We start from the raw sequence: 20,001 nt of genomic DNA, 5'->3' as shown, positions 1-20,001 counted from the left end.
GTGAAGTTGCCCACCTCATGCGGGGCCGTGCCCTGGGGATGTTCTTGGTTAGGGTCGGTGCATGCCTCAGGGACAGCCTTCTTCCGTGCCAGCTGATGGACTGACCACTCGCCAGCGCCGCAACCGGCCGTTGGTCGTCGTGCACACCGGTGAGATGAAGGGGAAGTCCACCGCCGCCTTCGGGCTCGCGCTGCGCGGGTGGAACCAGGGCTGGTCGATCGGGGTCTTCCAGTTCGTCAAGTCCGCCAAGTGGAAGGTCGGCGAGGAGTCGGCGTTCCGCGCGCTCGGCAAGGTCCACGAGGACACCGGTGAAGGCGGCCCCGTCGAGTGGCACAAGATGGGTGAGGGCTGGTCCTGGACCCGCAAGAAGGGCACCGAGGAAGACCACGCCGCCGCAGCGCTCGAAGGCTGGCAGGAGATCTCCCGCCGCCTCGACGAGCAGCGCCACGGCCTCTACGTGCTCGACGAGTTCACCTACCCGCTGCACTGGGGGTGGGTCGACGTCGACGAGGTCGTCGCCAAGCTCCGCGAGCGCGAGGGCCACCAGCACGTCATCATCACCGGCCGCTACGCGCCGCAGGCGCTCATCGACGCCGCCGACCTCGTGATGGAGACCGGCAAGGTCAAGCACCCCATGGACGCCGGGCAGAAGGGCCAGAAGGGCATCGAGTGGTGAACCTCGATCGGGTGGTCTTCGCCGCTCCGGGCTCGGGGCAGGGCAAGACCACCGTGGTCACCGGCCTGCTCGGTGCGCTGCGCAGACGCGGCGAGCGCGTCGCGCCGTTCAAGGTGGGACCCGACTACATCGATCCCGGCTACCACCGGCTCGCCGCCGGGCGGACCGCGCGCAACCTCGACCCGGTGCTCGTCGGAGCCGACCGCATCGCGCCGCTGCTGCACCACGGATCCGCCGGTGCCGACATCGCCGTGGTGGAAGGCGTGATGGGCCTGTTCGACGGCCGCATCGGCGGCGAGGAGGAACTGGCCTTCGGCTCCACCGCGCACGTCGCGCAGCTGATCGACGCCCCGGTCGTGCTCGTCGTCGACGCCAAGGGACAGAGTCACAGCCTCGCCGCGCTGCTGCACGGTTTTCGCGGCTACCGGCCGCAGGTGAAGGTCGCCGGCGTGGTGCTCAACCGCGTCGGCTCGCCACGCCACGAGCAGGTGCTGCGCGCGGCCGCCGACAACGCGGGCTTACCGGTGCTGGGTGCGATCCCGCGCACCGACGACCTCGAAGTCCCCTCCCGGCACCTGGGACTGGTCACCGCCGTCGAGCACGGCGCCGAGGCGCTGCGCGCCGTGGAGGCGATGACCGACGTGATCGAGCGGTCCGTGGACCTCGACGCCGTCACCGCGCTCGCCCGCACCGCCGGTGACCTGCCCGGATCCGCCTGGGATCCAGGTGCTGAGGTGCAGCGGCAGGGCCGGCCGGTGGTCGCCGTGGCGGGCGGGCACGCGTTCAGCTTCGGCTACGCCGAGCACGTCGAACTCCTCGAAGCCGCCGGAGCCGAGGTCGCCCTCGTCGACCCGCTGCGCGATGAACGACTTCCCGACCGGACCGCCGGACTGGTGCTGCCGGGCGGGTTCCCGGAGCAGCACGCCAACGCGCTGTCGGCGAACGCCGCGCTGCGCGACGAGATCCGCGCCTTCGCCGGCGGTGGAGCCCCGGTGCACGCCGAGTGCGGTGGGCTGCTCTACCTCGGCGAGGAGCTCGACGGCGAACCCATGTGCGGGGTCCTGCCGGTGCGCGCGGCCATGTCGCCGCGCCTGACCCTCGGGTACCGGGACGCCGTCGCCGCCACCGAATCCTCGCTGTTCGCCGAGGGAGCCCGCATCAGCGGGCACGAATTCCACCGCACCGCAACCGAACCCGGCCACGGCGAGAGCCCCGCGTGGTTCTGGCGCGGGCCATCGGGGGCGCACCGCGAGGGATTCGTCCACGGCGGGGTGCACGCCTCCTACCTGCACACCCACCCGGCCGGAAACCCCGGCTCGGTAGCCCGATTCGTCACGAGGTGCCTGCGATGAGACTCGTCGGTGTCGGGGTCGGCCCCGGCGATCCCGAAATGCTGACCCTGGCCGCGCTGCGCGAGATGCGCGAGGCCGACACGGTGTACGTGCCCGTCCTCGCGCCCGACGAGCAGGGCCGCGCGGAGGCCGTCGTGCGCGCGCACCTGGGCTCCGACGAGCGGGTGCAGCGGCTGGTGTTCGCGCTCGCCGACCCGGTCGACGGGCCGCAGGAACGGCGGCGCAGGCACTGGGACGACGCGGCCGAGACCGTCGCGAAGCGACTGCGTGATCAGGGCGGCACGGTGGTCTTCGCCACCTTGGGCGACCCCGCCGTGTACTCGACGTTCAGCTATCTGGCAGCGGCCGTCGCGGAGCTGTTGACCGAGGTCGAGATCGTGACGGTGCCCGGTATCACCGCGATGCAGGCGACCGCGTCGCAAGCGGGCATCGCGCTCACCGAGGGCTCGGAGCAACTCACCGTGATTCCCATGCTGCGGGATGTCACCGCGCTGCGGGAGGCGTTGCGAGCGCGCGGTACGGTCGTTGCCTACAAAGGCGGGCGACGCCTGGGTGAGCTGCGCGAGGCGATCGACGACTGCGGAGCTCTGGACCGCTCGGTCTACGCCGAGCACCTGGGCACGCCGGATGCGCGGGTACTACCGCTTGCTGAAGTGTCCGATGTGGACGATGCGCCTTACTTGTCGACAGTGGTAGTGCTGCCACCCCGAGGCGGAAGAGGAGAGCAATGGTGACTGGCCGGATCTCGTTCATCGGCGCCGGACCCGGCGCGGCCGACCTGATCACGGTCCGCGGTGCCAAGCGAATCGCCGAAGCCGACATCGTGGTCTGGGCCGCGAGCCTGGTCACGCCGGAGTGCGTGCAGGAGCACGCCCGCTCCGATGCCGAGCTCGTCGACTCCTCCCGGCTCACCCACGAGCACGCGGTGGAGATCTACCGGCGCGCCGAGCGCGACAAGCTCAACGTCGCGCGCGTGCACTCCGGTGACCCGTCGCTGTGGGGTGCGGTCCAGGAGCAGTACGACGCCGCGGTCCGGATGAACGTCGAGGTGGAGATCGTCCCCGGCGTTCCCGCCTTCTCCGCCGCAGCGGCGGCGATCGGCCGCGAGCTGACCGTCCCCGAGGTCGCGCAGTCGCTGGTGCTGACCCGCCTGGAGGGCGGCAAGACGCCGATGCCCGACGGCGAGAAGGTGCGCGAGTTCGCCAAGCACGGCACCACGATGGCGCTGTTCCTGTCCGCCGCGCGGACCGGCCAGCTGGTCGAGGAGCTGCGCGCGGGCGGCTACCCGGACGACACGCCGGTGCTGGTGGCCTACAAGGTGACCTGGCCGGACGAACTGCTGGTGCGCAGCACGCTCGGCGAGCTCGAAGCCGACTGCAAGAAGCACAAGCTGTGGCGGCACACGCTGTTCATCATCGGCAAGGGCCTCACCGCGGGCGGCACCCGCTCGCACCTCTACCACGCGGGCCACTTCCACACCTACCGCAAGGCCGACAAGGAAGCCCGTCGCGCGCTGCGCGCCGAGCGCTCCGTCCGCCGCGTCGAGAAGCCGCGCGAGCAGCCCGAGGAGCCCGACTCCGCCAAGATCAAGGAGTCCGAGGCCGCCAAGCTCCGCGAGTCCGACGCGGCGTGGTGGGCCGTGCGCGACTGGCAGGAGACCGCGCGCGGCGCAGCGCGTTTCGGCGCCAACCGCTCGATCCCGATCCCGCAGGTCGACGAATCGCAGTCGCAGCTGTTCGCCGAGGAACCAGCCGATCCCGAACCCGTTGCGCCGCAGCAGGAGTCGGCGCCGTCGAGCACCACGACCGCGCAGGCCACCGCCACCACCGGCACCACGCGCAAGTCGACCGGGGCGGCGAAGTCCGGCTCGACCAAGCGCAAGGCCCCGGCCAAGCCGAACACGGCGAAGAACAAGCAGTCTGCCAAGCGCAAGCCCGCGGCGAAGCCGGATGAGCAGTCAGAGTGATCCGCAGCCGCCGCTGCGCGAGCCGGACCTCCCGCGCACCGCGAAGGTCCGGCCCAAGGCGCTGCGCACCGGTTTCACCACCGGGGCCTGCTCCGCAGCGGCGGCCCGAGCGGCAGCCGAACTGCTGGTCACCGGGGAGCTCCCGGCCACCGTGGACATCGGCTTCCCGGACGGCAAGCGCCGCCGGTTCCAGGTCGACTCCGGCAGCGCCGAACCGGCGACCGCCGTGGTCGTCAAGGACGCGGGCGACGACCCCGACGTCACGCACGGCGCCCGGCTGACGGTCAGCGTCGTGCCTCGCGAGGACGGCCAGGTCCTGCTGCACGGCGGCGAGGGCGTCGGGACCGTCACCAAGCCCGGTCTGGGCCTGGAGGTCGGTGGTCCGGCGATCAACCCGGTGCCGCGGCAGATGATCGGCGACGCCGTGCGCGAGGTGCTCGGCGAGCGCGGCGCGGACGTCACGATCACCGTGCCCGGCGGCGAGAAGATGGCCTACAAGACCACCAACCGGCGGCTGGGCATCTTCGGCGGCATCTCGATCCTCGGCACCACCGGCATCGTCCGGCCGTTCTCCACCGCCTCGTGGCGCTCCAGCGTCGAGCAGGCGGTGTCGGTGCTGTCCGCGCAGCAGGGCCGGGTGGCCGTGCTGTCCACCGGCGGGCGCACCGAGCGGGTCGCGATGCGGCTGCTGCCCGACGAGCCCGAGGTGGCCTTCATCGAGGTCGGCGACTTCACCGGCGCCGCCGTGCGCAGGGCCGTGGAGCACGGGCTGGACGAGCTCGTGTTCGTCGGCATGATCGGCAAGCTCACCAAGCTCGCCTCCGGCGTCGTCATGACCCACTACACGCGGTCCAAGGTGGACACCGGACTGCTGGGGCGGCTGACCGCGGAGTTCGGCGGCAGCGAGCACGACGTGACCGAGGTCAGCGAGGCCGCCACCGCCCGCCGCGCGTACGAGGTGTGGCAGCGCGGTGACTACTTCTCGGCGTGTGCGCACCGGTTGTGCGACCTGGTGGCAGCAGTATTGGAGCGGTTCAGCGAGGAGTGCGGTCGCAAGCTGCGTGTTCGGGTCGCCATGGTCGACTTCGAGGGAGAGCACGTGGTCGCGGCCACCGAGGCGAGGTGGGTGACGTGGCAGTCACGGTGATCGGGGTCGACGGGGCAACGCTGCCGCCGGGTGGTGCCGAGGCTTTGAAGCAGGCGCGACTGGTCGTGGGAGGTAAGCGGCACCTCGACGCGCATGCCCCCGACCAGGCGAAACGACTCGAACTGGGTCCTCTGGAACCGGCTTTGAACGCGCTGTCCGCGCTGTCCGGGGACGAGCAGGGCGTGGTGCTGGCCTCCGGCGATCCGGGGTTCTTCGGCGCCGTGCGCGCGCTGCGCGAGCGCGGCGTGCGGTGCGCGGTGCTGCCCGCGACCTCCAGCGTGCAGCGGCTGATGGCGCGCGCGGGCCGGTCCTGGGACGACGTCGTGGTGGTCAGCGCCCACGGGCGTGACCTGGGCGCGGCGATCAACGTGTGCCGGGCGCGCCCGGCGGTTGCGGTGCTGACCGCGCCGAAGTCGGGTCCGGCGCAGATCGCGTCGGGGCTGGCCGGCTGGCGGCGCACCATGATCGTCGGTGAGGACCTGGGCGGGCCGAACGAGTCGGTGGTGACCATCGACCCGGCGGACGCGGCCAAGCGCAGCTGGTTCGAGCCGAACGTGGTGCTGTGCCTGGCGGACGCCGACGAGGTGCCCTCGCGCGGCTGGATCGCCGGTGGCGAGCCGGTTCCGCCGGCCACCGGCTGGGCGCTGTCGGAGGACGAGTTCTCGCACCGCGACGGCATGATCACCAAGGCCGAGGTGCGCGCGGTGGCGTTGGCCAAGCTCGCGCCGCGTCCCGGCACGCTGGTCTGGGACGTCGGCGCCGGCTCGGGTTCGGTGGCGGTGGAGTGCGCCCGGATGGGCGCGGCGACCATCGCGATCGAGTCCGACGAGGCCCAAGTCGTCCGGATGGTCACCAACGCCGCAGGTCACGGCGTTGACGTGCGCATCGAGGAGGGCAAGGCCCCGCAGGCGCTGCGCGAGCTGCCCAAGCCGGACTCGATCTTCGTGGGAGGCGGTGGCAACGAGGTCGTCACCTCCTGCGCCCACGCCGGAGCCACCCGCGTCGTGGTCGCCCTGGCGGCCCTGGACCGAGTGGGGCCGACCCGCGAGACGCTGCGCTCGGCGGGCTACGAGGTCGAGGGCGTCCAGCTCGCGGCATCCCGCTTGGCGGAACTCCCGGATGGCTCCTCCCGGCTGGAGGCGGCCAACCCTGTGGTCCTCATCTCCGGTCGCAGGAAGGCGTGATCCCTCGCCGGCCAGCGGGCGGTTTCGGTCCGATCTGACCAGGCGAAACGGGTATCGATCATGGGCGGTTCGGGCCACAATCGCCCGTCCGGGAGTGTCGTAGGGTGTTTTCACCCGATCCGGGCATGGCACGACGAATAGGGGAGTAGCAGTGATCGGTCTGTTCGCGGTGACCGCGGCGGGACGGCGGGCGGCCGCCGAACTCGCCGGACGGCTGGGGCCGGAGGCCCTGGTCGCCGACGGTCCGATCGGACCGGCCGTCCGACGCCTCTGGGACCACCTCGACGCCGCCGTGTTCTTCCTGGCCAGCGGCGCCACGATCCGGCTGGTCGCGCCGCTGTTGCAGGACAAGCACACCGATCCCGGCATCGTCAGCGTCGACGAGGCGCAGCGCTTCGCCATCGCCCTGACCGGAGGTCACGGCGGCGGCGCGAACGCGCTGGCCGAGCAGGTCGCCGACGTCTTCGGCTGCACCCCGGTGATCACCACGGCCACCGACTCCACCGGCACCACCGCGCTCGACGAGCTCGTCGAGCAGCTCGACGCCACCGTCGACGGTGACCTGCCGTCCTGCGGCGTCGCGATCCTCGACGGCGAACCGGTCCGGCTGGTCAACCCGCACGGCTTCCCGCTCCCGGCGCTGCCGCCCAACGTCGGCGCCGACGTCGCGAACCCGCAGTGGACGGTGGTGATCGACGACCGCCGCCCGACCGAGGACGAGGAGCGCACGCTGCGCCTCGTCCCGCGCACGCTGGTCGTCGGGGTCGGCTCCGCGCGCGGCGTGTCGCGCACCGCGGTCGCCGAGACCATCGCCCGCCTCGACAGCGAGCACGGCCTGGATCCGCGCGCCATCCGCGCCTTCGCCAGCGTCGACCTCAAGGCCGACGAGGCCGGCATCCTCGACGCGGTGCAGGACTTGGGCTTCTGGCACTCCAAGGACGGCGGCGACGAGCTGTCCCTGCTGACCTACCCGGCCGAGGTGCTGGCCGGCGTGGAGGTGCCCAACCCGAGCGAGGTCGTGCGCGAGGAGGTCGGTACGCCCAGCGTCGCCGAGGCCTCCGCGCTGCACGCCGCCGACGAGCTCGCCTACGGCGCCCCGGTCGAGCTGGTCGCGGACAAGATCAAGGGTGACAACGTCACCGTCGCCGCCGCCCGGATCAGCCCGCGCGGCAGGCTCGCCATCGTCGGCATCGGGCCCGGTGCCCCCGACCTGCGCACGCCGCGCGCCGACGCCGAGCTGCGCCGCGCGTCGGTGGTCGTCGGCCTCGACCAGTACCTCGACCAGGTCCGACACCTGCTGCGGCCCGGCACCGAGGAGCGCGCCACCGGTCTGGGCGCCGAGGAGGCCCGCGCGGCCGAGGCGGTGGAGCTGGCCAAGCAGGGCCGCGCGGTCGCGCTGATCGGTTCCGGCGACGCGGGCGTGTACGCGATGGCCAGCCCGGCGCTGGAGAAGGCGGACGTGGACATCGAGGTCGTCGGCGTGCCGGGCGTGACCGCCGCGTTGTCGGCGTCGGCGCTGCTGGGCGCCCCGCTCGGCCACGACCACGCGCTGATCAGCCTGTCCGACCTGCACACCCCGTGGGAGATGATCGAGCGCCGGGTCCGCGCCGCCGCCGAGGGCGACCTGGTGGTCTGCTTCTACAACCCGCGTTCGGTGCAGCGCCACTGGCAGCTGGGCCGTGCCCTGGAGATCCTCGCCGAGCACCGCCCTGCGACGACCCCGGTCGGCGCGGTCCGCCAGGCCAGCCGCGCGGACCAGAAGGTCTGGTGCGCCTCGATCGACGAGTTCGACCCGGCCGACGTGGACATGTTCACCACGGTCGTCGTCGGCTCCTCGCAGTCCGCTGTGGTCGGTCGCCGGATGGTCACCCCGCGCGGCTACCGCTGGATGGCGGGCGATGTCCGTTGACCCGCTGACCATCACCGACGCCTGCACCGCCTGCGGCGCGTGCCTGCTCACCTGCCCGGAACACGCCCTCCGCCCGGCCCCGGGCCGCCCGTACGTCCTCGCAGAAGCCTGCACCTCCTGCGGGGAATGCGTCGAGATCTGCCCCAGAGACGCCATCGACCTCCTGCGCTAGCGTTTTCGTTTTGTTCGTTTCGCTGCTAATGTGGTGGTCATGGAGGGGACGGAGCAACGCACGGTACTGCCGCCGGCCAGGGCCGACGAGCTGTTGGGGCTGTTGCGCGCGCTGGACGAGCAGCGCTCGGCTCCGGCGCTGATCGCCCGGGACGGCACCAGGATCGATCTGCCTGACGAGCTCTACGACGTGCTGCACGACGTGGTGCTCGCCCTGTCGCGCGGGATGGCCATCACGGTCGCTCCGCGCCACACCGTCCTGACCACCGGCGAGGCGGCCGAGATGCTCGGAATCTCCCGTCCGACGCTGGTCAGGCTGCTCGAAGCGGGTGAGATCCCGTACGAACAACCCGGTCGGCACCGCAGGATCAGGCTGGACGACCTGCTGGCCTACCAAGAGCGTGCCCGTCGAGCCCGTGCCGCCGGTCTCGACGAGATGGTCCGGGTGTCCGAAGCCGGTGGCGTCTACGACGTGCCGCCCGATGCCAAGGCCGAGCGTCGATCGGTCCCGGAAGAGGAAGCCTGACCGCCACCGATGATCCGTGCCCTCCTCGACACGTGCGTGCTGTTCAAGCCGCTCGTGTGCGACGCGCTCCTCAGCATTGCCGAGGAGAACGCGTTCCGTCCGCTGTGGTCCAGGGACATCCTGGACGAGTTGCGCGGTTCGCTGGTCCGCGCCGGTGTGGTTCCCGAATCGGTGGAGCACCGGATCGCGCAGATGCGGACCCACTTCCCAGGAGCGGACGTCGACGGTTACGAGGACCTGATCCGGGGGATGACCAACGATCCGAAGGATCGGCACGTCCTCGCGGCGGCGGTTCGCGGCAACGCCGAGGCCATCGTGACCGAGAACGTGCGTGACTTCCCCGCGTCCGCCGTGGAGTGCTACGACATCGCGGTGATGGACCAGGACGAGTTCTTCCTCGACCTCTACGACCTGGATCCGGCCGCTGTGACGAGGGGGCTGACGCGGCAGGTCTCGCGTTATCGACGAGATCCGCGTTCGGTCGAGGATCTGCTCATCGCGCTGGGCAACTGCGGGAACGGATGTCCGCAGTTCGCGCGCCTGTGCCACACCGAACGCTTCGGCGGCTCTTGCTGATCGCGTGCGGGGTGGCAGGGTTGGTCGGGTGGGTGGTGACATGTCGCCGGAGGAGTTCCGGCGGGTCGGCAAGCAGGTCGTGGACTGGATCGCGGACTACCGGGCGGGGATCGAGTCGTTCCCGGTGCGCTCGCAGGTGGGGCCGGGGGAGGTGCGGGACGCGCTCCCCGCTCATCCGCCGGAACGGGGCGAGGACTTCGACCAGGTCCTGCGGGACCTCGACGAGATCCTGCTGCCGGGTGTGACGCACTGGCAGCACCCGGGGTTCTTCGCCTACTTCCCGGCCAATTCGAGCGGCCCGTCGATCCTCGGTGACCTGCTCTCCAGCGGTCTCGGCGTGCAGGGGATGGTGTGGGCGACGAGCCCGGCCTGCACCGAGCTGGAGACCGTCGTCGTGGACTGGCTGGCCGAACTGCTGGGCCTGCCCGGGCATTTCCGCACCGACGCGGCCGGCGGCGGGGTCATCCAGGACTCCGCGTCCAGCGCTGTGCTCGTCGCGTGCCTGGCCGCCCTGCAGCGGACCGGTGAGGACGTCGTGCGCAGGGGCATCACCCGCCGCCACGCGCTCTACGTCTCGGCGCACACCCACTCCTCGCTGGAGCGGGCGGCGCGGCTGGCCGGTATCGGCGCGGACAACGTGCGGGTGGTCGACACCGACCCGGAAACGCTCGGCATGGACCCGCGTCACCTCGACGAGCTCATCGCCGCGGACGTGGAAGCCGGTGCGGTGCCGACGATGGTGTGCGCGACGATCGGCACCACCTCGACCACCGCGATCGACCCCGTGCGCGAGATCGGCGAGGTGTGCCGGAGGCGCGGCGTCTGGCTGCACGTCGACGCCGCCTACGCCGGTGTCGCGGCGGTGTGCCCGGAGCTGCGCTGGATCAACGACGGGGTCGCCGACTACGCCGACTCCTACTGCACCAACCCGCACAAGTGGCTGTTGACCAACTTCGACTGCAGCGCGCTGTGGCTGGCCGATCGGGCGCCGATGATCGAAGCGCTGTCGATCCTGCCGGAGTACCTGCGCAACGAGGCCAGCGAATCCGGTGAGGTGATCGACTACCGGGACTGGCAGGTCCCGCTCGGACGCCGGTTCCGCTCGCTGAAGCTGTGGTCGGTGCTGCGCTGGTACGGCGCCGAAGGGCTGCGCGCGCACATCCGCGACACCGTCGCGCTGGCCCAGGAGTTCGCCGGGTGGGTCCGCGACGACCCCGATTTCGAGCTGCTGGAACCGCACCCGTTCGCGCTGGTCTGCTTCCGGCCGCGCTACTCGGGCCTCCCGGTGGACGAGGCCAACGAGCGCACGCACCGGGTGATGAACGCGCTCAACGACTCCGGCGACCTCTACCTCACCCACACCAAGATCGATGGGCGAACCCTGCTGCGGCTGGCCATCGGCTCCCCGGCGACCGAGCGCGGGCACGTCGAAGCGGCCTGGGAACGAATCCGGCGAGCCTCCTAGACGCGGGCGGGTTCGCGGGTCTCGGTGCGGGTGCCGAGGACGCACGCGGTCGTCGCCAGGGCGATGCCGAGAACCACCGCGACCGAAGGGGTTTCGCCGAGCAGCGGCCAGGCGAGCACCGCGGTGAGCGGGGGAACGGCGCTGAACAGGGCGCTCGCCCGGGCCGCGCCGCCGACCGCCACCGCCCGCAGATAGCAGCTCACCCCCAGCACCGACCCGGTGATCACCAGCCAGAGCACGGAGATCCCGGCCTGCGCCCAGTGCGTGACGTGGCCGTGCTCGAACAGCGCGATCACCCCGATCACCAGCGCCGCGGCCGCGGTCTGCACGGCCGCGCCGGAGCGCAGGTCGATGCCGCCGCAGTAGCGCTGCTGGTAGAGCCCGCCCGCCGAGAAGCCCAGCAGACCGATCAGCGTGAGCAGGATCGCCGGGTTCCACTCGCCCTCGGCCGCGACCTGCCCGCCCAGGGTGACCAGCACCGCCAGCACGCCCAGCGCGAGGCCGAGGAGCCGCCACCGGCTCAGCCGCTCCCGCAGCAGCACCGCCGCCAGCGCGGCCGTGAGCACCGGGTTCATCGAGATCACCAGGGCCGTCACCGAGGCGTGGACCCCGGCGGCCATGCCGCCGTAGCACCCGCCGAACTGCATCGCGTGCGTCAGCAGACCGGCCGCGGCGCTGTGCCCGAGGCTGCCGCCGGTCGGCCAGACCGCCCGGCGCACCAGCGCGATCACCGTGAGCACCGCGGCGGCCAGCGCCAGCCGCACGGCGGTCAGCAGGAACGGTGGTGCGGCGGCCACGCCCAGAGCTCCGGTCGGGTATCCGCTGGCCCAGAAGAAGACGATCGGTGCGGCGAGCGAGAGCGGGATCGACCGCGACGTGTGCATGCTCAAGAGAATTCCGGGCCTGCTCAGCCACGTCCAACAACGATAAGCGATCGCGATCGATCGCGGTTCCTGATCGGTCTAGGCTGGACGGCATGAGTGCAGTGCTCGACGTCGTCGCGCTGCGCAGCCTGGTGGCCGTCGCCGACTGCGGCGGGTTCCACCGGGCAGCGGCGGCGCTGTACTTGACCCAGTCCGCGATCAGCCAGCACCTGCGCAAGCTCGAACGCGCGCTGGACCGCAAGCTCGTGGTCCGCGAAGGCAGGCATGCCCGGTTCACCGCCGACGGCGAGCTGCTGCTGGCCGAGGCACGCCGCATCCTCGACGTCCACGACGAGGCGGTGCGCAGGCTCGGCGCCGAAGGGCGCGGCACGCTGGTGTTCGGCTCCACCGAGCACGCCGCCGACCGCCTCCTGCCCGAACTGGCCTCGGGGATGCGCACGGCGTTCCCGGACCGCGAGATCCGCTTCCGGCTGGACCGCACGGCCCGGCTCGCTGACTCGGTCGACCGCGGCAGCATCGACATCGCGCTGCTCATCGACGACACCGTCTGCTCCCGCAGCATCGACGCGGGTCGTTTCCGGCTGGAGTGGTTCTCCGCCCCGGACTGGCAGCCGCCGCCCGAGGACCGGCCGCTGCCGATGGTCGTGTTCGACCAGCCCTGCACGCTGCGCAGGCACGCGATCGAGGCGATGGACGCGCTCGGCAGGGGACCGGACCTGGTCTGCGAAGCGGCCGACCTCTCCGGCGTGCTCGCCGCGACCCGCGCCGGCCTCGGCGTGACGCTGCTGCCCTCGACCAAGACCCGACCGGCCGGGCTGGTCGAGCGTCGCGATCTGCCGCGCCTGGACCCCGTTCAGCTCCGGGTGCGCGCCAGGCCGGGTCTGCCGCTGGACGTCGCCGAGGTCGCCGCGCACGTCGTCCGCGACGTCCTCGCGGAGGTCGCGTGAACACCACTGCGCGGCAGGGGGTTCGGTGGTCCGCGAGCCGACCGGTGGTGGAGGTAGCTCCACCACCGCTGGGGATCCAGCAGCACTGTGCGAGCCGTGTGCGGGGGAAAGACTCGATGCCGTGAAACGACGACTGATGATCGGATCGAGCCTGCTGCTCCTGGGACTCGCCGGGCCGCTGCTGTTCGCCGGCTCCGTGCTGGGCCTGACCACGATCTCCCTCGGCCTGCTCGGGCCGGGCGAGTGGTTGATCGGCCGCGGTCGCGCCGCCGCCGGGCTCTCGCGGAGGCTGGCCCGGGACTGGAGCGGCGTGGACGTCGACGAGCCGTACCGGCCCGCACCTCCGGAACCGCGGCCCGACGCCGAGGGCTGGTACCGCCACGACGACGTGCTCTACCGGGGGCCGTTCCTGGTCCGCTACCTCCAGCGCGTCAAGTGGATCGCCGAGGATCCGGCGACCGGGCGCGATCTCGACTTCTTCCTGCTCAACACGGTCATCGGGCCGGTTCTGGGGCTCGGCGCGCTGTTCGGGCGAGCATCGCTGAACCTGCACGGACGCTGGGTGCGCAGTCGGCTCGGCACCCGGACCGAGCGCGGCCGGCAGCGCTGGGCGGTCCGCGGGCTGCGCGACCTGTGGCGGCTGGCGCTGATCGGTGCGCTGGCGGTGGTGAACCTGCTGGTCGCGGCCTTGGTGATCGTGATCTTCCTGGTCAGCCACGTGCTCTTCGTGCTCCAGCTGTGGCCGCTCGGAGCCGACCTCGCCGCTCGGGCGGCGGGGTGGAGCCGCAGGCTCGCTCATGCCTGGTCGGGCGTGCCGGTCGCCGAGGCGTACCTGCCGGTGGTCGAGCCCGTCCCCACCAGCGACGGCCTCTACCGGGTCGGCCGCTCGCTCAAGCGCACCCCGGACGCGTCGCTGTGGCGCGCTCGCTACCGCCGGGCCATCACCGACCCGGCGAGCGGGCGGGACCTGCTGTGGCTGGTCGGCGACACTCCGGTCACCGCGCTGCTGCTCCTCCCGATCGCCCTGCTGGGCTGGGTGTTCACCTGGGGAGTGTGGATCTCGCTGGGGGGCCGCCTCCTGCTGGGCGCCGACGTCCTCTCGGCGACGCTGTCCGGACCGGCGCTGCTGCTCGTCGAAGCACCGCTCATCGGGGTCCCGCTCGGGCTGGCCTGCGCCGTCGGAGTGCTGGCGATCGCGCCGCCCCTGCTGCGCGCCCACGGCCACTGGACCCGCCGGCTGCTGGCGCCGACCCGCCGCGCCGAACTCGCGCAACGGGTCCGCGAACTGGCGCGGACCAGGGCGGATGCCACCGAATCCGAGGACGCCGAGCTGCGGCGCATCGAACGCGACCTGCACGACGGCACGCAGGCCCGGCTGGTCGCGCTCGGGCTGAAGCTCTCCGCCGCCGAGCAGCTGCTCGGCGGCGACCCCGACCGCGCGCGCACGCTGCTGGAGCAGAGCAAGGCCGACTCCGGGCAGGCGCTCGCGGAACTGCGCGCCCTGGTGCGGGGCATCCGGCCACCGGTGCTCACCGAACGGGGCCTGGCGGACGCGGTCCGCGCGCTGGCCCTCGACCTGGAGGTGACCATCGAGGTCGACGGCGATCTGCCCGGCCGCTGTCCGTCGGCGGTGGAAGCGGCCGCCTACTTCGCCACTCGCGAGCTGGTCACCAACGCCCTCAAGCACGCCCGCGCGAACGCGGTGCGCGTCCGCCTGGTCCACGACGGGAAGCTGCGCGTCGAGGTCGCCGACGACGGGGTGGGCGGCGCGGATCCCGACCGCGGGAGCGGCCTGCGCGGGATTCGCCGGCGGCTGGGTACGTTCGACGGAACGTTGGTGCTGCACAGCCCGCCCGGCGGACCGACCGAAGCGAGGGTGGAAATCCCGTGCGAGTTGTCCTAGCCGAAGACCTGTTCCTGCTGCGGGACGGTCTGAGCACCCTGCTGACCGCGCACGGCTTCGAGATCCTCGCCGCCGTCGAGACCGGCCCCGAGCTCGAACGCGCGCTGCTGCAGCTGCGCCCCGACGTCGCGGTCGTCGACGTGCGGCTGCCACCGACCCAGACCGACGAGGGCCTGCGGGCGGCGCTGGCCGCGCGCGCGACGATCCCCGGGCTGCCGGTGCTGGTGCTGTCGCAGCACGTCGAGCAGCTCTACGCGCGCGAACTCCTGGCCGACGGCAGCGGGGGCGTCGGCTACCTGCTCAAGGACCGGGTGTTCAACGCCGAGCAGTTCGTCGACTCGGTGCGGCGCGTCGCGGCGGGTGGGACCGCGATGGACCCGGAGGTCATCTCCACGCTGCTCGCCCGCCGGTCGACGCCTCTGCAGCGGTTGACCGACCGCGAGAACGACGTGCTGTCCCTGATGGCGGAGGGCCGCTCCAACGCCGCCATCGCGCAGCAGCTGCACGTCAGCGACGGCGCGGTGAGCAAGCACATCGCCGCCATCTTCACCAAGCTCGACCTTCCCGCGGCCGAGGACACCAACCGCCGCGTCCTGGCGGTCCTGGAGTACCTGAAGCGCTGATCAGGCGGGTAGGTGGACGCGCCTGTGGAGTCGGTCTCCGATGTCGCTGGAGGCGTTGTCCAGGAGCTTGTGGGCGAGTTCGAAGAGGGCTCGGGCGATGGCGATCTCGTCGCCGATCTGCGGTACCTCGGGGTCGTCGGGGTGCCTGCGGGCCGTGCCGTGACCGTGCAGCGCCTGCCCGGCGGGAGTGGTGAACCCGACGTCCGCGGTCGTCTTCGCCCCTGCCTCCACGACCTGCAGGTTCAGCGTGATCGAGTGCGTCTCGTTCATGATGGCCTCCTTGACGCAGCATCGAGCCGGAGCACTGTGCTCACCCGACCGGGTACCCCCGATTGCGCCGGTTGAACGCGGCAACGGCCGACGGGAGGAGCCCGTAGATCACGCAACGTGATCGATTTCACCAGGTTTGACCTCGGACCGTAGATCAGGCAAGGATGACCGTCGCCGACAGTGCAGGAACCCGGTGTGAATCCGGGACGGTCCCGCCACTGTGACCGGGGAGTGGTCCCCACCCATCGCCACGGCTGTCACCAGCTGGAAGGCGGGGGAACCACGTCGATCCGGGAGTCAGGACACTGCGCGCCGGCCCCGTGCCGCGAACCCGCGGCGCGCGGCCACCGAACCCCGGGCGGGAGAACCCAGGAGGTCGGAGATCCCATGAGTCGGGATGCCGAAGTGAGCCGGCACACCACCGGTTGGGGCGCGCGCGAGCGCCGGAAGTCAGCGGTCCTGCTGGCCGCCATCGGAGCACTGCACCTCGCGGGCTGGGGTGCCTACCTGCTGCACGAGCAGGCGTTCAGCGCCGCCGGAGGCCTCGCCGCCGCCGGCACCACCGCCTACCTGCTCGGCCTGCGGCACGGCTTCGACGCCGACCACGTCGCCGTCATCGACGACGCCACCCGGCTGCTGATGCAGCGAGGCAGGCGTCCGGTGTCCACCGGCATGTGGTTCGCCCTCGGCCACGCCAGCGTCGTGATGCTGCTGGCCTGCGCGGTCGCGTTCATCGCCGGACCCGCCGCCCAGCAGTGGGCCGAGCAGACCGGCGTGCGCATGGCCACCGCCGTCGACCTGATCGTGGTCGCCGTGCTGACCACCCTCGCCGTGCTCAACGCGCTCGTGCTGCGCGACGCGTGGCGGCTGCTGCGCCGCGCCCGCAGCGGCGCCATCGACGAAGCCGAGGTCGAGGTCGTCCTCGGACGCCGCGGCCTGCTCGCGCGGGTGCTGCGCGGCCGGATGCAGGGCGTGGCCCGGTCCTGGCACCTGTTCGGCATCGGCTTGCTGTTCGGCCTCGGCATGCAGACCGCCACCGAGATCACCGTCCTGGCCATGGTCACCCCGGGCGCGAACCTGTCGGCCATCGCCGTGCTGAGCCTGCCGCTGCTGTTCGCCGCCGGGATGTGCACAGTGGACAGCGTGGACGGAATCCTGATGTCCCGCGCCTACACCTGGTCCCTGGCCCGGCCGCTGCGGCGGCTGTGGGTCAACGTCACCACCACCGCGCTGACCGTGGGGCTCGCCGCGCTGGTCGCCTTCGTCGTGCTCTGCGGAGTCCTGGCCGAATCGGGCCTGGACTTCCTCGGCGGGGTCGCCGCGATCGCGGACCAGTTCGAGCTGCTCGGATACCTGACCCTGGGCCTGTTCCTGCTGGTCTGGGGCGGTGCGGCGGCGTGGTGGCGGTTCACCGCCCGCAAAAGCGCGGAAATCGCATAGGAAACAGGAACGACCATGAGGCGCACAGTCCATCCGATCGAGACCGAGTCCTACCGGATCATGCGGTCACGAGCCGACTTCGACCGGTTCGAACCGCTGACCCGGGAGGTCGTCGAACGCGTCGTGCACACCACCGCCGACCCCAGCTGGACCGGTGAGGTCGTCGCCGACGAAGCCGCACTGCGGCAAGGCCGCGACGCCCTGCTGGCGGGTGCACCGCTGATCACCGACGTGCGCATGGTCGCCTCCGGCATCACCGCCCGCGAGGTCCGCATCGGCCTTGACTTCCCGGGCGTCACCGAACTGGCCGCCTCCGAGGGGCTCACCCGCTCCGCGGCCGGGATGCGGCTCGCGGCGGCCGAACACCCGCGCGGCGCGGTGTGGGCCGTCGGCAACGCCCCCACCGCGCTCCTCGAACTTCTCCGGCTCGCCGAGAACGGCGAACTGGAACCGGCGCTGATCGTCGGAGTCCCGGTCGGCTTCGTCGGCGCCGTGGACAGCAAGGCCGCACTGCGGCGCAGCGGCCTACCGGCCGTGAGCACCCTGACCGAACGTGGTGGTGCGGCGATCGCCGCCGCCGCCATCAACGCCCTGCTCTACTGGGCAGAACCTGGAGGTAACCGGTGACCGAACCGCTGCTGGTCGTGGGCCACGGCACGGTGGACGAACGAGGCGTCGCGCAGTTCCACGCCTTCCTCGAACGGCTCAAGGCCCGGATGTCGGCAGCCGGTGTCGACAGCTCGGGCGGGTTCATCGAGCTGTCCGCCCCCGCGGTCACCGAAGCCTGGACCGAACTGACCGACAAGGGCCACCGCCGGATGGCCGCGGTGCCGCTGGTGCTGGTCGCCGCCGGGCACGGCAAGGGCGACATCCCCGCCGCGCTGGAACGCGAAGTCCGCCGCCACCCGGGCACGTCCTTCGTCTTCGGACGCCCGCTCGGCCCGCACCCGATCCTGCTGGAGCTGCTCGCCGAGCGCATCGCCGAGCAGGTCCCGCGCGACGAATGGGCCGACACGGCAGTCGTTCTCGTGGGCCGCGGTTCGACCGACCCCGACGCCAACGCCGAGGTGTGCAAGGTCTCACGCCTCTTGCAGGAGACCTGCGGTTTCGAGACGGTTGAGACCGCGTTCATCTCCCTGGCATCGCCGGACGTCCCTGGCGGGCTGGACCGGGCTCGCAAGCTCGGGGCCAAGCGCGTCGTGGTGGCCCCGTACTTCCTGTTCGACGGCGTGCTGCCGCAGCGCGTCGTGACGCAGGCGCGCGAGTGGGCCCAGACCGCACCGGAGCTCCCGCTCCACGTCGCCGGATATCTGGGAGACTGCGACGCCCTGGTCGACCTCGTCGTGGAGCGATACCACGAGGCCCTGCACGGCGACATCCGGATGAACTGCGACACCTGCGCGTACCGGGTGCTGCTGCCGGGTTTCGAGGACAAACTGGGTGCACCGCAGACGCCGCACCACCACCCTGACGACCCGACCGGGCACGGTCACGCACACGGACACGCACATGGCCACTCAAACGGATAACCACTACCTCGCCGGACTCGACCTCGCCGGTCGCCGCGTGGTCGTGGTCGGTGCCGGACCCGTCGCGCAGCGACGGCTTCCCCGGCTGATCAACGCCGGCGCCGCCGTCGAGGTGATCGCCCCGCAGGCGACGCCCGCGGTGGAAGCGCTGGCCGACTCCGGCGAGATCACCTGGAGCCGTCGCGAGTACCGCGACGGCGACCTCGACGGCGCCTGGTACGCCGTCGCCGCGACCTCGTCCGATGAGGTCAACGCCGCCGTCGGCGCCGAGGCCGAACGCGACCGGGTGTTCTGCGTCCGCTCCGACAACGCCACCGAGGGCAGCGCGGTCACCCCCGCCGTCGCCGAGCACGACGGGCTGCTGCTCGGCGTGCTGGCCGGCGGAAAACCGCGCCGCAGCGCCGGAGTTCGCGACGCGCTGCTGGAAGCGATGCAGTCCGGCGTGGTCGACGAGCACCCCGAACCGCACGCCCCCGGCGTCGCGCTGATCGGCGGCGGCCCCGGTGCCCCGGACCTGATCACGGTGCGCGGACGGCGCCTGCTCGCCAAGGCCGACGTGGTCATCACCGACCACCTGGCGCCGCGCGAGCTGCTGGAGGAGCTGGGCTCGCACGTCGAGGTCATCGACGCCTCGAAGATCCCCTACGGCCGCTCGGCGAGCCAGTCGGTGATCAACGAAACGCTGATCGAGAAGGTCCGCGCGGGCAAGTTCGTCGCCCGGCTCAAGGGCGGCGACCCGTACGTGTTCGGGCGCGGCTTCGAAGAGCTGCTGGCCTGCGCCGAAGCCGGTGTGCCCGTGACCGTGGTGCCCGGCATCACCAGTGCCTTCTCGGCGCCCGCGATGGCCGACGTGCCGGTCACCCACCGGGGCGTCGCGCACGAGGCGGTCGTGGTCTCCGGTCACGTCGCCCCGGACGACGAGCGGTCCCTGGTGGACTGGGAGGCCCTGGCCCGGCTGCGCGGCACGCTCGTGCTGCTCATGGCGGTCCAGCGCATCGAGGCGTTCGCCGAGGTCCTGATCAAGAACGGCCGACCGGCCGACACCCCGGTCGCGGTCGTCCAGGAAGCCACCACCGGAACCCAGCGCTCCCTGAAGACCACCCTGGCCCAGGTCGCCGAAGACGTCCGAACCCACGACATCAAACCCCCCGCGGTCGTGGTCATCGGCCCGGTATCCGGCCTCAAACCCTGACCGCAGACCCCGGAGTGCCCCTGGCGAGCAGAGCTCCCAGGGGCATTTCACGTAGCAACACCCACCAACGCCAAACGGATTTCAGTGGAAATCAGACCCCCGAACCCCACTGAAGCCGAGGACCGGATTTCCACTGAAGCCGGGGATCCAAGTTCCACTGAAACCCCGGTACCCAACTTCAACTGAAACGGGGGGCCTGGTTTCCACTGAAATCGTGCACCCGTGACGGGGGCGGGCAGAT

General features: G+C 71.9%; 20 protein-coding genes and 1 riboswitch. Of the genes, 18 read left to right on the top strand and 2 right to left on the bottom strand.

What is annotated here, in order from left to right; translation table 11 throughout:
- The first annotated feature begins 61 nt into the window (after window positions 1–61).
- The 11 genes from cobO to KBO27_RS24845 all read left to right on the top strand — a co-directional run bounded on the left by cobO (window position 62) and on the right by KBO27_RS24845 (window position 10,972).
- Window positions 62–676 carry a cob(I)yrinic acid a,c-diamide adenosyltransferase gene (cobO, locus tag KBO27_RS24895; RefSeq protein ID WP_132678014.1) on the top strand — a complete coding sequence of 205 codons (615 nt, stop codon included), beginning with the start codon at window positions 62–64 and terminating at the stop codon, window positions 674–676.
- Window positions 670–2,028 carry a cobyrinic acid a,c-diamide synthase CobB gene (locus KBO27_RS24890; protein WP_307870597.1) on the top strand — a complete coding sequence of 453 codons (1,359 nt, stop codon included), beginning with the start codon at window positions 670–672 and terminating at the stop codon, window positions 2,026–2,028. The genes cobO and KBO27_RS24890 overlap by 7 nt, the downstream gene beginning before the upstream one ends.
- Entirely contained in the window at window positions 2,025–2,762 is a 738-nt protein-coding gene (gene cobI, locus KBO27_RS24885) for a precorrin-2 C(20)-methyltransferase (RefSeq protein ID WP_210972305.1), read from the top strand. Before KBO27_RS24890 ends, cobI begins: the two co-directional genes overlap by 4 nt.
- Window positions 2,756–3,994 (top strand): precorrin-4 C(11)-methyltransferase, encoded by a 1,239-nt coding sequence (cobM, locus tag KBO27_RS24880; RefSeq protein ID WP_210972304.1) that lies wholly within the window; start codon window positions 2,756–2,758, stop codon window positions 3,992–3,994. Before cobI ends, cobM begins: the two co-directional genes overlap by 7 nt.
- Complete coding sequence (locus tag KBO27_RS24875; protein ID WP_210972303.1) at window positions 3,978–5,141, top strand: cobalt-precorrin-5B (C(1))-methyltransferase; 1,164 nt, start codon at window positions 3,978–3,980, stop codon at window positions 5,139–5,141. The genes cobM and KBO27_RS24875 overlap by 17 nt, the downstream gene beginning before the upstream one ends.
- Window positions 5,126–6,325, top strand: a complete 1,200-nt coding sequence (gene cbiE, locus KBO27_RS24870) for a precorrin-6y C5,15-methyltransferase (decarboxylating) subunit CbiE (RefSeq protein WP_210972302.1) — start codon at window positions 5,126–5,128, stop codon at window positions 6,323–6,325. The genes KBO27_RS24875 and cbiE overlap by 16 nt, the downstream gene beginning before the upstream one ends.
- Before the next feature lie 151 nt (window positions 6,326–6,476).
- The gene (cobJ, locus tag KBO27_RS24865) at window positions 6,477–8,234 is read left to right on the top strand and encodes a precorrin-3B C(17)-methyltransferase (RefSeq protein WP_210972301.1); all 1,758 of its coding nucleotides are present in this window, start codon (window positions 6,477–6,479) and stop codon (window positions 8,232–8,234) included.
- Window positions 8,224–8,406 (top strand): DUF362 domain-containing protein, encoded by a 183-nt coding sequence (locus KBO27_RS24860; protein WP_132620780.1) that lies wholly within the window; start codon window positions 8,224–8,226, stop codon window positions 8,404–8,406. The genes cobJ and KBO27_RS24860 overlap by 11 nt, the downstream gene beginning before the upstream one ends.
- A gap of 39 nt (window positions 8,407–8,445) precedes the next feature.
- Complete coding sequence (locus KBO27_RS24855) at window positions 8,446–8,931, top strand: helix-turn-helix domain-containing protein (protein ID WP_210972300.1); 486 nt, start codon at window positions 8,446–8,448, stop codon at window positions 8,929–8,931.
- Window positions 8,932–8,940: 9 nt separating this feature from the next.
- Window positions 8,941–9,507 carry a PIN domain-containing protein gene (locus KBO27_RS24850; protein ID WP_210972299.1) on the top strand — a complete coding sequence of 189 codons (567 nt, stop codon included), beginning with the start codon at window positions 8,941–8,943 and terminating at the stop codon, window positions 9,505–9,507.
- Between the two features lie 40 nt (window positions 9,508–9,547).
- Window positions 9,548–10,972 (top strand): aminotransferase class I/II-fold pyridoxal phosphate-dependent enzyme, encoded by a 1,425-nt coding sequence (locus tag KBO27_RS24845; RefSeq protein ID WP_210972451.1) that lies wholly within the window; start codon window positions 9,548–9,550, stop codon window positions 10,970–10,972.
- Here the strand turns inward: KBO27_RS24845 and KBO27_RS24840 are convergent.
- Window positions 10,969–11,856, bottom strand: coding sequence for a DMT family transporter (locus KBO27_RS24840; RefSeq protein ID WP_210972298.1), 888 nt, complete (start codon window positions 11,854–11,856; stop codon window positions 10,969–10,971). The genes KBO27_RS24845 and KBO27_RS24840 overlap by 4 nt on opposite strands.
- A gap of 92 nt (window positions 11,857–11,948) precedes the next feature.
- Here KBO27_RS24840 and KBO27_RS24835 point away from each other — a divergent pair, with 92 nt between their 5' ends.
- The 3 genes from KBO27_RS24835 to KBO27_RS24825 all read left to right on the top strand — a co-directional run bounded on the left by KBO27_RS24835 (window position 11,949) and on the right by KBO27_RS24825 (window position 15,329).
- A complete protein-coding gene (locus KBO27_RS24835; RefSeq protein ID WP_210972297.1) occupies window positions 11,949–12,803 on the top strand; it encodes a LysR substrate-binding domain-containing protein in 855 nt (284 codons plus the stop codon).
- A gap of 121 nt (window positions 12,804–12,924) precedes the next feature.
- Window positions 12,925–14,706, top strand: a complete 1,782-nt coding sequence (locus tag KBO27_RS24830) for a sensor histidine kinase (protein WP_210972296.1) — start codon at window positions 12,925–12,927, stop codon at window positions 14,704–14,706.
- On the top strand, window positions 14,691–15,329 hold the full coding sequence (locus tag KBO27_RS24825; protein WP_210972295.1) for a LuxR C-terminal-related transcriptional regulator: 639 nt from the start codon (window positions 14,691–14,693) through the stop codon (window positions 15,327–15,329). Before KBO27_RS24830 ends, KBO27_RS24825 begins: the two co-directional genes overlap by 16 nt.
- Here KBO27_RS24825 and KBO27_RS24820 read toward each other — a convergent pair whose 3' ends face one another.
- A complete protein-coding gene (locus KBO27_RS24820; protein ID WP_132686719.1) occupies window positions 15,330–15,599 on the bottom strand; it encodes a DUF1876 domain-containing protein in 270 nt (89 codons plus the stop codon).
- Between the two features lie 183 nt (window positions 15,600–15,782).
- Window positions 15,783–15,907, top strand: a riboswitch (cobalamin riboswitch).
- A 79-nt stretch (window positions 15,908–15,986) separates the two neighbouring features.
- Between KBO27_RS24820 and KBO27_RS24815 the strand changes: the two genes are divergently transcribed.
- From KBO27_RS24815 to cobA, 4 genes are read left to right on the top strand one after another with little or no spacing between them, the layout of a single operon-like run.
- On the top strand, window positions 15,987–17,039 hold the full coding sequence (locus KBO27_RS24815; RefSeq protein ID WP_210972294.1) for a HoxN/HupN/NixA family nickel/cobalt transporter: 1,053 nt from the start codon (window positions 15,987–15,989) through the stop codon (window positions 17,037–17,039).
- 15 nt (window positions 17,040–17,054) lie between these two features.
- Window positions 17,055–17,666: a precorrin-8X methylmutase gene (locus KBO27_RS24810; protein ID WP_210972293.1), complete on the top strand. Its 612-nt coding sequence runs from the start codon at window positions 17,055–17,057 to the stop codon at window positions 17,664–17,666.
- Complete coding sequence (locus KBO27_RS24805) at window positions 17,663–18,568, top strand: sirohydrochlorin chelatase (protein ID WP_132677994.1); 906 nt, start codon at window positions 17,663–17,665, stop codon at window positions 18,566–18,568. Before KBO27_RS24810 ends, KBO27_RS24805 begins: the two co-directional genes overlap by 4 nt.
- Window positions 18,549–19,760 carry a uroporphyrinogen-III C-methyltransferase gene (gene cobA, locus KBO27_RS24800; protein ID WP_210972292.1) on the top strand — a complete coding sequence of 404 codons (1,212 nt, stop codon included), beginning with the start codon at window positions 18,549–18,551 and terminating at the stop codon, window positions 19,758–19,760. The genes KBO27_RS24805 and cobA overlap by 20 nt, the downstream gene beginning before the upstream one ends.
- Window positions 19,761–20,001: the final 241 nt, after the last annotated feature.

The organism is Saccharopolyspora endophytica (assembly GCF_018070075.1).
Lineage (GTDB): Bacteria > Actinomycetota > Actinomycetes > Mycobacteriales > Pseudonocardiaceae > Saccharopolyspora > Saccharopolyspora endophytica.
This window is presented reverse-complemented; position numbering and strand designations above follow the sequence as displayed.